This window comes from Pandoraea sp. LA3 (genome assembly GCF_022696215.1).
In the GTDB taxonomy this organism is placed as follows: Bacteria; Pseudomonadota; Gammaproteobacteria; order Burkholderiales; family Burkholderiaceae; genus Pandoraea; species Pandoraea capi.
The window spans coordinates 12657-25283 of record NZ_PTPY01000028.1 but is presented as its reverse complement, the minus strand read 5'-3'; the positions used below and the strand labels follow the sequence as shown (position 1 = coordinate 25283).

The following is a 12627-nucleotide window of genomic DNA, read 5'->3' as shown; positions in this document are numbered from 1 at the left end:
AACAGCGTTGGTCCGCTGACCAACGCTGCATCAGATTAATCCGGCTTAGTAGCCGCCCTTCTTGCCCACGGTCGCGAACGTGAAATCGACGACCTTGGTGATGGGCTTGAACCATGCGCCCACGCCGGTTTCCTTATCGACGTGACGGCCGAAGCACCATGGACCCGCGCCGCCGTGATCCATATGACCGCCGGCCATCGGCTTGGCATTCTTGTCGACCACGCAACCGAATTCCTTGAGCGTGCCCGGCGCGTTGACGACCATCGTCAGTTGATACTTGCCCACGCCGTTGAGCTTGACGTTGTCGCCGTAGTGCGGGCCATCGCTCGCCACCATCGGCATCATCAGGCCCTGAACGATCGGGCCGTCCGGCGTCTTGCCGTCCGACTTCATCTTCTGGAGCTTGTAAGTGATTTCGAGACCCGGAATCCAGTCGCCTTCGGCGTAACCGTTCGGGTTCTCCTTGATCGCGTGGATGTCGGCTTCCAGGTGGATGTCCGACTTGGCGGCGTCGCGCATCATGCCGGCCGGCTCCATCGTGATCGGCTGGAGGTACACCGTGTTGATTTCCATGCCCGCGGTGTTCAGCGGTTTGCCGATGGGAAACTCAGCGGCCTGGGCCAGGGTGGCCACACCGGCAAGCAGCATCGCTGCTGCGAGGGATTTCACACGCATACACACTCCAGATTTGGTCGATTAGTTAATGCAAACAATTCTCAATAATTTTAGCACTATCGCCAAGGGCAGACAAACCGACCAAGTCAAGGGAACACGGGGAAATTTGGGAGTTTTGAGGGTTGCGCGAGCATCGGCGGGGGCGCTCGCCCCCTGAGCACGGATTCTTAGGCGTCGGTTACGGATAATTACCGGCGTCTATCAGGGCAGCACGCCGCCCCGGTCGATCTTGCGGGCAAGGACGACGGACGTCGTCGTGCGCGTCACGCCATCGATCTCACCAATGGTGTCGAGCAGCGCGTCGAGCTGGTCGGCAGACGCCGCATGCAGCCATGCCACGTAGTCGAACTCCCCGCTCACGGAGCACAGCAGATGGATCTCCGGCATCTTGTTCAGGCGCCGCAGCACGTCGCGCCCCGAGCGAGGCTGAACGGCGATGCTCACGCACGCCTGCAACCCGCCGCCTGCGGCGTCCTGGCCCAGTCTCACCGTATAGCCGGCAATGACCCCGGCCTGTTCGAGACGACCGAGACGGGCCACGACCGTGGTACGCGCCACGCCCAGACGCCGCGCCAGATTGGCCGTGCTCTCACGGGCGTTCACGCGGAGCAGGGCGAGCAGATTGCGGTCGAGTTCGTCGAGCGCGGTGGCAAGAAGCGTCATCGGATATCGGGAAGTGGGGGTCGAGTACGTCGAACCGGTCGCCTGGGCAAGCGCTGATTATAGAGCGCCGCCATCCCGCAGATGCCGGAACGTCGCTCCCCCCGATCCGTCGATTTCCCACACCAAGAGATACGATGACAAGGGTCTGAAGCCGCCCGCCGTCAACCCATCGTTGAGGACGCTTCACGCAACCTGCGGGGCACCGCCCCACAGTTGAAAACGGCCTTTAACCCTTGTCCTATAAAGGCAATAGCCAAGGGTATCCCCCCAAGCGATTGCTATTGACAATGCCGAGGGGCGATGCGCAAAATCACATCACTTATATGACGACGTACAAGAAAGACCCACCACGGCTGCTGCGGATGTCATAACCGCAACGATGGCTGCCTGGCGCGTCGGCCCCGAACGTCACCGGAGACAGGCGTTTGCCATGCATTTCTCGTTGAATTTCGCCCCGCTGGTTCCTTACTGGCCAGTTTTCCTTGAAGGCGCGTGGCTCACGCTGAAGATGACCGTATTCTCGGTCGTCATCGGCACGGCCCTGGGCACGCTGGTCGCCTTCGCCAAACGCAGCCGTCACCGCTGGCTGTCGCGCCTGTGCGGCATCTATATCGAGTCGGTGCGCAACACGCCGTTCCTCGTCCAGATCTTCCTGCTGTACTTCGGCCTCGCCAGCATGGGCGTGCACTTGCCGACGTTCACGGCATCCGTGCTCGCAATGGTGATCAACATCGGCGCCTACGCGGCCGAGATCATCCGCGCCGGTCTCGAATCGGTGCCGCGCGGTCAGATCGAAGCGGCAGAGTGTCTGGGGCTGTCGAAGTGGCGCATCGCGTGGCACGTGATGCTGCAACCGTCCATCGAGAAGGTGTACCCGTCGCTCACCACGCAGTTCATTCTGATGATGCAGGCCTCGGCCATCGCCTCGCAGATTTCCGCCGAGGAACTCACGGCAGTCGCCAATACCGTGCAGTCGGATACGTTCCGCTCGCTTGAGACGTACATCGTCGTGGCCGCGCTTTATCTCGCGCTCTCGCTGCTCGTGAAGCTCGTGGCGTGGGCCGCCGGCGAATACTTCTTCAAGCGCCGCCGCACCGTGCGACGCGCCGCAGCACAGACCGCGCAGGCCGCACGCCGCCGTGCCGCCGCTGCGCGTGCGGGCAACACGAACGCCTCCGGCACGTCGGCGGGCAACACCGCGCAACGGAGCGCTTCATGATCGGCAATTTCTCGTTCACGTATCTCGGCTACATGGTGCAGTCCATCGGCTGGACGCTGGTGCTGTCTGCCCTCGCTTTTGTGCTGGGCATGGCCGGCGGCTTTCTGGTGATGCTCGGACGTATCTCGCCGCGCCGCTGGCTGCGCCTGCCCACACAGGTTTTCATCGAAGCGATTCAGGGCATTCCGCTGCTGATCCTGCTGTTCATCGTCTACTTCGGTCTGTCGGTGTACGGCTTCGAGCTGCCCTCGATCGTGGCGGCCGCACTGGCGCTCATGGTCTACACGAGCGCGTATCTCGGCGATATCTGGCGCGGTTGTGTCGAAGCGATGCCGCGTGCGCAATGGGAAGCGGCAGAGTGCCTGTCGTTCACCCGCTGGCAGACCCTGCGTCTGGTGATCATTCCGCAGGCGGTGCGTCTGTCGCTGCCGCCGACCATCGGTTTCCTGGTGCAGATCATCAAGATGACGTCGCTCGCTTCGGTCATCGGTTTCGTCGAACTGACGCGCGCCGGACAGATCATCAACAACTCGATTTTCCAGCCCTTCCTCGTGTTCTCGCTGGTAGGGGTGTTTTATTTCGTGCTGTGCTACCCGCTCTCGCGCTGGAGCGCATCACTGGAGGACAGGCTCAATGTCGGCAATCGTTAAGGTCAAAGAGATTCACAAGCGCTTCGGCGACAACCCTGTGCTCAAGGGCGTGTCGTTCGAAGTCGAGCGCGGTCAGATGGTCGCCATCATCGGCGCCAGCGGCTCGGGCAAGAGCACGGCCTTGCGTTGCATCGACCGCCTGGAGACCATCGACGAAGGCTCCATCGAAGTGTGCGGCATCCGCGTGGAAGATCCGTCCATCGACCTGCATCAGTTGCGTCGCGAAGTCGGCATCGTCTTCCAGAGCTACAACCTGTTCCCGCACCTGAGCGTGCGCGAAAACATCATGCTCGCGCTGCGTCACGTGAAGCGCATGGCGCGCAGCGAAGCCGAAGAGGTCGCCAAGCGCGTGCTCGCACAGGTCGGCCTGTCGGACAAGGCGGACAGCTATCCCGAACAACTCTCGGGCGGCCAGCAGCAGCGCGTGGCGATTGCACGCTCGCTCGCCATGTCGCCGAAGGTCATGTTGTTCGACGAAGTGACGTCCGCACTCGATCCGCAACTCACGGGCGAAGTGCTGCGCGTGATGGAAGACCTCGCAGCCGACGGCATGACGATGCTGCTCGTCACGCACGAAATGGCGTTTGCCAAGCGGGTGGCCGATCAGATCATCTACATGCACCACGGCAAGGTCTGGGAAGTCGGTCCGGGCGAGATGCTCGACAACCCGCAGACCCCCGAACTGCGTGCGTTCCTGGCGAACGGCCTGTAAGCCGCGGTCACGATCCACGACGCCCGTTCAAGCAAGACAACAATCACCCGAAGGAGACCATTGCATGAAACTCAAGACGTTCCTTACCCAAGCCTGTGCCGCCGTTGCGCTGGGCGTGATGGCACACGCCGCGTTTGCCGATCAACTGGACGACATCAAGAAGGCAGGCAAGATCCGCGTGGCCATCGCGATGGGTACGCCGCTGTACTCGTATGCCGATGCGAATCTGAAGCCGGTCGGCTCGGACGTCGAGACCGCTGAGTTGCTCGCCAAGGATCTGGGGGTGAAGCTCGACATCGTGTCCGTGACGAACGCCGCGCGCGTGCCCACGCTGCAAGCGAACCGTGCCGACATCGTGGTGGCCGACCTGTCGATCACGCCGGAACGTGCACAGGTGGTGGACTTCTCGATCCCCTACGCCGTGATCTCGATCATCGTGGGCGCGCCGAAGAGCATGAACATCAAGGGTTACGCCGATCTGGACGGCAAGCGCATCGGTCTCACGCGCGCCACCGTCAACGACACGCTCACCACGGCGAACGCCAAGGGTGCGCAGATCGTGCGTTACGAAGACGACGCCACGCTGATCACGTCCATGGTGACGGGTCAGGTCGACATCTTCTCGAGCACGCCGTCGAACCTTGGCGAAATGCAGAAGCGCGCTCCGGGCAAGAACCTGGAACTGAAGTTCGCGCAGAAGGAATTCGATCTGGGCATCGCGTTGAACAAGAACCAGCCGGGCCTGAAGGATTGGGTCAACAACTGGGTCAAGACCAACCTGAAGAACGGCAAGCTCAACGAGATCTACAAGAAGTACCATGGCCGCGATCTGCCGGAGAGCGTGACCAAGGGCGGCGCATAAGCACGCCAGCATTTGCAGGGCCGATAGCGACATCGCGAAAGGCCGTCTCTGCCTCGGCAGGGACGGCCTTTTTTCATGATCTCTTTACTGGCAGTCCTTCGCGGAAAGGGGTAAGTTAGCGGCTTGCTTTCGTTATCTTTCCTCGCGACCTCTCTCTCATGCTGCTTCCGATGAAGGCGCTTAACGCGTTGTCCGCATTTCACCTCTCGTGCGCCGCCGGCCTGCGCGCGGGCCTTCTCGCGCTGACGCTGTTCGCTGCGGCGACACCCGCCTTTGCCGCAGGCAACATCGAAGCCGGCAAGGCGCTGTTCGTCTCGCGCTGCGCCTCGTGTCATTCGGTCGGGCCGATGGCCGCGTCGGGCTTCGGCCCGCAACTCAACGGACTCTCGACGCGCCGCGCGGGCAGCCTGAAGGACTTCGAATACTCCGCCGCCATGAAGCAGTCCGGCATCGTGTGGGACGACAAGACCCTCGCCGCCTTCATCGCGAATCCCGGCAACACGGTCCCGGGCACGAAGATGCGCTTCTGGGGCATCGGCAACGAACGCAAGGTCGCCGATCTGATCGCTTACCTTCACACGTTCAAGTGATTCGCATCGCGCGACCTCACGCCCCGGCATTCAACTCGGGAAAATTTCCTCGGACGTGATGCCGATGTGTGCGCGCAGCGCCTTGGTGGCCCTCGCAATGTCGCGCGACGCCAGTTCCTCTGCCAGAGACTCATGTTCGGTGACGAACTTCTTCACGTCGAACAACTCGTCGAACGCAAGACGCCGGTAACGCACCCCTTGTCGGTAGAACGTCGCCTGCAACTCGGACAGGCGCGGTGAGCCGCAGCCTTCGATGATTGCGCGATGGAATTGCCAGTGCGCCGACTCCAGCGCGGCCATGCGTTCGTCGGCGTTGTCGTAACGGCGATTCGCCGCGAGCTTCAACCGCTGCAACGCGGCCACGATGCCCACTTCCCACTCGTCGCCCGCATTTCGAATCGCCAGTGAAAGCGCCTCCGACTCCACGGTCTTTCGCACGAGCGCAATGTCTTCCAGGTCGTCGCGCGACATGGGGGAGACGCGAAACCCCCGGTTCGTCTCACTGACCACGAAGCCTTCCGTCGCCAGTCGGGCCAGCGCCTCGCGCAATGGCGAAGCGCCTGTCCCGTAACGCTCCTTGAGCATCTCAATGCGCAGGTTCTGCCCTGCGTCGTAGGCACCTGCCACGATGTCGTCGCGCAGGCGTTCCAGCACCAGTTCCGTCAGCGTGCCTTTCTCGATCTCCATGCCTCTCACCGGATGCCGGACGAAGTCCGGGCATCTTCTCTGTTATCAGGAATCGACATTCTCTCCGAGCATCATATTTTCGTCAATTTGCATTTTTATCGACAAAGTTATATCTTGACGATAAAACAACGTCGAATGACCGCGTGCTTCGACGACGCAAACGACAGGAGACAACGTGAAGCTGGCCACCCGAAAATCCCCCAACCGCGATGGCGAATTGCTCGTGGTGTCGCGCGACCTGTGTCGTGCGGCGGCCGTGCCCCAGATATCACCGACTTTGCAGGCTGCGATAGAAGACTGGACGTCGACCGCGCCGCGCTTACAACGTGTCTACGATGCACTGAACGCCAACGAGTGTCCTTACGCCTTTGCGTTTGATACGACGCGGGCAGCCGCCCCGTTGCCGCGGGCTTACCAATGGCTGGACGCCTCCGCGTTCGCCAATCACGGCCAGTTGATGATCACGGCCTTCGGGATCGCGCCAGCGCCGGGCAACGACCACATTCCCCTCATGTATCAGGGCGGCTCAGACGACTTTCTCGGCGCCCACGACGACATCGCGCTGCCGAGCGAAGCCGACGGCATCGACTTCGAAGGCGAGATCGCGGTGGTGCTCGACGACGTGCCGCTTGGCGTAGCAGCGCACGATGCCGGACGGCACATTCGTTTGCTGATGCTCGTCAACGACGTGAGTCTGCGCAGCATCGGCCCACGCGAAATGGCCACGGGCTTCGGCTTCCTGCAAGCGAAGCCGTCGTCGTCGTTCTCCCCGGTGGCTGTCACGCCCGACGAGCTCGGCGCGGCGTGGGACGGCAACCGTCTGCATCTTCCCGTGCGGATCTCGTGGAACGGCGAACGCTTCGGCGAACCGAACGCCCGCGAAATGACCTTCTCGTTCCCGGAACTGATCGCGCATGCCGCGCGTACCCGTCGCTTGCGCGCGGGCACTATTCTGGGAAGTGGCACCGTGTCAAATCAGGACCGGGCAGCCGGCTCTGCCTGCATTTCGGAGCGGCGCGCCATCGAGGTAATCGATACCGGTGCGATTCAGACGTCATTCATGCGCTTCGGCGATCGAATTCGCATGGAGATGCTTGATGCGAGCGGGGCGTCGGTTTTCGGCGCAATCGAACAGGTCGTACGGCGCGCGTAACGCGCATAACGCGCATAACGCCGGCGACAAACGCTTTCGCAGTTCGGCGCAGCGACCGGGTATCGAGCAGGACACCCCTCGAAAACGTTGCCCGCAAATCAGGAATCAAGGAGACAGGCCATGCCTCGCATCGTCGACCTTTCCATCTATCTGGAAAATGACGTGCTTTCGGATCCGCCCTCGCTGGCGCCGAAAATTACCTACGAAGATCACTCGCAAACGATGCCGTCGTTTCTGCATCTGCTGCCGGGCACCAAGGCCGAGGACTATCCCGAGGCACAGGCGGCCGCCGCCGAGTGGGTGACGCTCACGACCCACAGCGGCACGCATCTCGATGCGCCCTATCACTTCCACGCCACGCAGGACGCGAAGCTCGGCGGGTCCCGGCCGTCGATCACCGTCGATGAAGTGCCGCTCGACTGGTGCTTCCGCCCCGGCGTGAAACTCGATTTCCGTCATTTGCCCGATGGTTACGTTGCTACGGCCGAAGACGTCGAAGCCGAACTGTGGCGTATTGGTCATACGCTTTCGCCGCTCGACATCGTTGTCGTCAACACACGTGCCGGTTCACGTTACGGGCACAACGACTACGTCTCAGCAGGTTGCGGCATGGGTTACGAAGCGACGATGTACTTGCTGGAGCGAGGCGTGCGGCTGACCGGCACCGATGCCTGGAGCTGGGACGCCCCGTTCGTCTACACCGCAGAAAAATTCGCCGCGACCGGTGACAAGTCACTGCTCTGGGAGGGTCACAAAGCCGGACGCGACATTGGCTACTGCCATCTGGAGAAACTTCACAACCTCGAAACCCTGCCCCCCACGGGCTACACGATCTGCTGCTTCCCGCACAAGATTCGCCGCGCCTCGGCAGGCTGGACAAGGGCGGTGGCGATCTTTCAGGACTGACCATCGGTGCCGAAAAGACTGAAACAGCACGGCACCCACTAAATCGCATTCATCCGTAGTCTGGAGGAGACATGAACATGCCTGACAACGGGCAGGCCGGTGGTCGCACCTACCGTGCGCTGATCGATGCCCATCCCCTGTCGTCCCTGCAATGGACGATCTTCGTGCTGTGCTTTCTGATCATGCTGCTCGACGGCTTCGACACCGTGCTCGTCGGCTTTCTCGCGCCCTTCATCGGCGCACAGTGGCATTTGCCCCGCCCCGCGATGACGCCGGTCTTCACTGCCGGTGTCGCCGGCCTGATGCTCGCCGGCTGCGTCGCGGGCATTCTCGCGGATCGCATCGGGCGACGCCCGCTGCTGATCGGCGCCGCGGCCCTGTTCGGCGCCGCAAACCTCGCCACGGCATTCGTACCGTCGGTCGATGCACTGATCGCGCTGCGCTTCGTCACCGGTCTCGGACTGGGCGCCGCGATGCCATGCGCCGTCGCGCTCGTCTCGGAATATGCGCCGGCGCGCCGACGCGCCCTCATCGTCACCACGATGTACTGCGGCTACACGCTCGGCGGCGCCATGGCCGGCTGGCTCACGCCGCTGGTGGTGCCCCACGTCGGCTGGCGCGGCATGTTTGTCGTCGGCGCGGCGCTGCCGCTCGCCTTGCTGCCAATGCTGCTGTGGCGGCTGCCGGAGTCGATTGCATTTCTTGCGGAGCGCCGCGCGGACGTGACACGTGTCGTGGCGCTGCTGCAACGCATCACCGCGCGCGATCTCGATGAAGGCGAAGTGTCGTCGACACGAACCGAGCGCTCGGCAATCACCGCTGGACCGCTGCGCACCATCCTCTCGCCGACCTACCGTCTGCGCACCGCCCTGCTGTGGATTGCGAACGGTTGCGGCTTGATGATGATGTTCTCGCTGATCAACTGGTTGCCGAGTTTCCTGACGTTCAAGAGCATTCCCGCGCCGGTCGCCGCGACGATTGCCGGGAGTCTTCAGATCGGCGGCGCGTTGGGCGCTGTCGTCGTGGGCTGGCTGATCGACCGATGCGGTGCGCGCCGCGTCGTCACGCTGACGTATCTCGCGGGTGCGCTGGCGGCTTGGCTCTGGGGACCGGCAATTGGCGCAGACACCACGACGCTGCTGATCGTCGGACTGCTCACTGGAATCGTCGTCTTCGGCGGACAAACCGGGTTTCAGGTGCTCGCGACAACGCTATACCCCGTCACGGCACGCGCGACGGGGCTCAGCTGGATGCAGAGTATTGGCCGGCTAGGCGGCATCCTCGGCATTCAACTCGCCGGGTACGGTGTGGCACGCGAAGTCGATCCCGTGATACTGCTCGGCTGTCTCGCCGTGCCTGCGGTGCTCGCCAGCCTCTGCGCCGTATGGCTGGGCGCGGGCGATGCAACGTCGACATCGCCAGATAGCCACGGCGTCGCCAATATCAGACACCCACGCGACGTCAGGCGCGCCCCCTAGACCCGAACACCTCACCTACGGTGCGCACCTGCGAGCGGCGCGCACCGCCCCCCCCGGTCTGTCCCGCTCGCCAATCCGCACATCGCAACGCCAGTCACGGCTGCGACGCCGCACGCCGTGTGGCTTCGTGCACCCGAAAACTTCTCGCATCTCACGACAAACAAGAACGGAGACAAATCATGAAGTGGTCGTTCAACCCCATTCCCGGGACACTCGGCGCGCTGCTGAGCGCCACGATTTACGCCGGAGGCGCAGGCGTCGTGCATGCGCAATCGATGACGCTTTACGGCGTGATCGACACCGGCGTCGAGTACGTCAACAACATCGGCGCAGACAACCGTTCGGTCGTGCGCGTGCCGTCGATCACCGGCTCGACGCCTTCGCGCTGGGGCATGCGAGGTGTGGAGGACCTCGGCGGCGGTATGAAAGCGATCTTCACCCTCGAATCCGGGTTTGCGATGAGCAGCGGAAGTCTGAATCAGGGCGGACGGCTATTCGGACGTCAGGCATGGGTCGGCGTGAACAGCCCGCAGTGGGGACAACTCACTTTCGGGCGACAGATGACGATGCTGCTCTGGGCCACGATGGACACCGACGTGCTCGGCCCCAACATTTACGGCAATGGCTCGCTCGACAATTACATTCCCAATGCCCGGGCCGATAACGCCGTGGCGTACAAATTCGAATCGGGTGGCTGGACGGTAGGCGCGACCTACAGTTTTGGACGCGACACGGTCAACGCGGGCCCCAGCCCCGCCGGCATGAACTGTCCCGGACAGATTCCCGGCAACTCGCGCGCGTGCCGCGAATGGTCGGCGTTGCTGATGTACAAGACGAGCCAGTACGGCGCCAATATCGCCTACGACTCGTTGCGAGGCGGTGCCGGCGCGTTCGGTGGCCTGAACAGTCCGGCGCAGACCGACGACCGGATGCTTGTCGGTGCGTTCGTCGCCATTCCGAACGGCCGGATTGCCGCAAGCTGGCTACGTCGCACCAACGACGCCAATCCCAAACCTGTCAGCGATCTGTTCTCGCTCGGCGTCTCCTACGATGCGTCGCCGGCGATCAATCTCGCCGCGCAGGTCGCATGGCTCGGCTATCACGGCAGCCCGAATCAGGCATGGCTGTATGCGGTGCGGGGCATGTATTCGCTGAGTAAGCGCACGTCGGTCTACGTCACTTCGGGTCTGATAGACAATCGTGCCGGACTCGCACTCGCGGTGAGCGCCGATGCCGTCGGCTCGGCGCCTGCGGCGGGCAAGAGCCAGTTCGGCACGATGATCGGCATGCGCCACGCATTCTGATGCGCTGACGCGGCGGCGCAATGCTGTCGTGCGTCGATGTTCGCGCATCGACGCATGGCGGTCACAACCGCCAGTACACCGATCGGCACGCTGGTGCTGCGCCGGTCATTGATCCCCTCGTTACGTCGTGACGAGACGCACCCCTGCCCGTTCGAGCAGACGTTGATTGCGCGACGAGAGATGAACGAAGCGCAGGTGCCGGCCGGCTTTCCGGTAGCGCTCGACCAGCGTCTCGAACGCCACGATGGCCGAGTGATCGGCAACGTGGAGATGGCGGCAATCGACCGTGACGTCGTGCACGTCGGTGGGCGGTGCGAACAGTTCCTGGAAATTCGCCGTCGACGCGAAGAACAGCGTGCCGTGCAGCACGTAAGTGCGGGCGTCGGGCGCGTTGTCTTCAATATCGGCGCGAATCTCCCGCGCATGCTGCCAGGCGAAGTTGAGCGCAGCGATCACGATGCCGCACAGCACCGCCACCGCCAGATCCGTGAAGACGGTAATGACCGTCACCGCGACGATCACGATGGCGTCGTTGCGCGGCACCTTGCCGAGCACCCGCAGCGATCCCCACGCGAAGGTCTGCTGCGCGACGACGAACATCACGCCGACGAGCGCCGCGAGCGGAATCCGCTCGATCAGCGGTGAGAGAAACAGCACGAACAGCAGGATCATGATCCCGGCGGTGGCCCCCGACACCCGCGTGCGTCCGCCCGAACTCAGGTTGATCATCGTCTGCCCGATCATGGCGCAACCGCCCATGCCGCCGAACATTCCCGACACCACGTTCGATACGCCGAGCGCGAGGCATTCGCGGTTGGGACGGCCGCGCGTCTGCGTGATCTCGTCCGTCAGATTGAACGTGAGCAACGTCTCCAGCAGACCGACGATCGCCATGAGTAGCGCATAAGGGAAGACGATACGCAGCGTGTCCAGATTGATCGGCACTTGCGGCAGATGGAGCGTCGGGAAACCGCCCGCGATGTGCGCCATGTCGCCCAGCGTACGTGTGGGCAGATGCAGCAACTGGCTCACGACACCAACGCCGACAATGGCGACGAGCGCCGGCGGCACCGCCCTGGTGACGCGCGGCAGCACGTAGACGATCAACATTGTGACGGCAACCAGTGCACACATGATGACGAGCGGCGTGCCGTGCAGCCAGACGTCGCCTTGCGGCGTGGCCTGCTTGAAGTGTTCGAGCTGCGCCATCGCAATGATGATGGCCAGTCCGTTGACGAAACCGATCATCACCGGATGCGGCACCATGCGGATCAGTTTGCCGAGCCGCAACATGCCGAAGCCCATCATCAGCAGGCCGCTGAGCACGACCGTCGCCAGCAGATACTGCACGCCGTGCTCGACGACGAGCGCAACGATCACGACGGCCATCGACCCGGCGGCGCCGGAGATCATGCCGGGGCGTCCGCCAAAAATGGCCGTGAGCGCACAGATGATGAATGCGCCGTACAACCCCATCAGCGGATTGACTTGTGCGACCAGTGCGAAGGCGATGCACTCGGGAACCAGCGCGAACGCGGTGGTGAGCCCGGCAAGGACGTTACCGGGGAGATTCGGGAACCACTGATCCCGAAGCGTTGGAGACTTCATGAATGACGTTGAAGCAAAGATGCGGCGGACGCGCATTTTACCAGCCGGGCGCGCGCTGCCACTTCGGGCGTTTCGCGAACGGGTCGATACCGTCGTGGGGCAAGCGCCTGCGCAGACATG

At 62.9% G+C, this 12627-nt stretch carries 13 protein-coding genes; 9 read left to right on the top strand and 4 right to left on the bottom strand.

All coding sequences use genetic code 11. The annotated features are described in order from the left end of the window. Positions 1-45 precede the first annotated feature (45 nt). Complete coding sequence (locus C5N93_RS08480) at positions 46-675, bottom strand: iron transporter (RefSeq protein ID WP_150719686.1); 630 nt, start codon at positions 673-675, stop codon at positions 46-48. A gap of 201 nt (positions 676-876) precedes the next feature. Further along, positions 877-1338 carry an Lrp/AsnC family transcriptional regulator gene (locus C5N93_RS08475; RefSeq protein ID WP_150719687.1) on the bottom strand — a complete coding sequence of 154 codons (462 nt, stop codon included), beginning with the start codon at positions 1336-1338 and terminating at the stop codon, positions 877-879. Between the two features lie 430 nt (positions 1339-1768). Between C5N93_RS08475 and C5N93_RS08470 the strand changes: the two genes are divergently transcribed. The 5 genes from C5N93_RS08470 (at position 1769) to C5N93_RS08450 (ending at position 5371) form a co-directional block, all read left to right on the top strand. Next, positions 1769-2557, top strand: coding sequence for an amino acid ABC transporter permease (locus tag C5N93_RS08470; RefSeq protein ID WP_150719688.1), 789 nt, complete (start codon positions 1769-1771; stop codon positions 2555-2557). Continuing rightward, on the top strand, positions 2554-3207 hold the full coding sequence (locus tag C5N93_RS08465; protein WP_039401077.1) for an amino acid ABC transporter permease: 654 nt from the start codon (positions 2554-2556) through the stop codon (positions 3205-3207). The genes C5N93_RS08470 and C5N93_RS08465 overlap by 4 nt, the downstream gene beginning before the upstream one ends. Continuing rightward, positions 3191-3919: an amino acid ABC transporter ATP-binding protein gene (locus C5N93_RS08460; RefSeq protein ID WP_242558937.1), complete on the top strand. Its 729-nt coding sequence runs from the start codon at positions 3191-3193 to the stop codon at positions 3917-3919. Before C5N93_RS08465 ends, C5N93_RS08460 begins: the two co-directional genes overlap by 17 nt. A gap of 64 nt (positions 3920-3983) precedes the next feature. Then, a complete protein-coding gene (locus C5N93_RS08455) occupies positions 3984-4781 on the top strand; it encodes a transporter substrate-binding domain-containing protein (RefSeq protein WP_069342710.1) in 798 nt (265 codons plus the stop codon). Positions 4782-4939: 158 nt separating this feature from the next. After that, positions 4940-5371, top strand: coding sequence for a c-type cytochrome (locus C5N93_RS08450; protein ID WP_242558936.1), 432 nt, complete (start codon positions 4940-4942; stop codon positions 5369-5371). 30 nt (positions 5372-5401) lie between these two features. On the opposite strand, the gene C5N93_RS08445 is transcribed toward C5N93_RS08450, so the two are convergent. Continuing rightward, on the bottom strand, positions 5402-6058 hold the full coding sequence (locus C5N93_RS08445) for an FCD domain-containing protein (protein WP_242558935.1): 657 nt from the start codon (positions 6056-6058) through the stop codon (positions 5402-5404). A gap of 175 nt (positions 6059-6233) precedes the next feature. Here C5N93_RS08445 and C5N93_RS08440 point away from each other — a divergent pair, with 175 nt between their 5' ends. From C5N93_RS08440 to C5N93_RS08425, 4 genes are all read left to right on the top strand, one after another. After that, a complete protein-coding gene (locus tag C5N93_RS08440; RefSeq protein WP_242558934.1) occupies positions 6234-7211 on the top strand; it encodes a fumarylacetoacetate hydrolase family protein in 978 nt (325 codons plus the stop codon). A 120-nt stretch (positions 7212-7331) separates the two neighbouring features. Next, positions 7332-8117, top strand: a complete 786-nt coding sequence (locus tag C5N93_RS08435) for a cyclase family protein (RefSeq protein WP_242558933.1) — start codon at positions 7332-7334, stop codon at positions 8115-8117. Between the two features lie 77 nt (positions 8118-8194). Continuing rightward, entirely contained in the window at positions 8195-9595 is a 1401-nt protein-coding gene (locus C5N93_RS08430) for an MFS transporter (RefSeq protein ID WP_242558932.1), read from the top strand. Between the two features lie 179 nt (positions 9596-9774). Beyond that, entirely contained in the window at positions 9775-10899 is a 1125-nt protein-coding gene (locus C5N93_RS08425) for a porin (RefSeq protein WP_242558931.1), read from the top strand. Positions 10900-11019: 120 nt separating this feature from the next. Here the strand turns inward: C5N93_RS08425 and C5N93_RS08420 are convergent, their stop codons facing one another. Beyond that, the gene (locus C5N93_RS08420) at positions 11020-12507 is read right to left on the bottom strand and encodes a SulP family inorganic anion transporter (protein ID WP_242558930.1); all 1488 of its coding nucleotides are present in this window, start codon (positions 12505-12507) and stop codon (positions 11020-11022) included. Positions 12508-12627 lie beyond the last annotated feature (120 nt).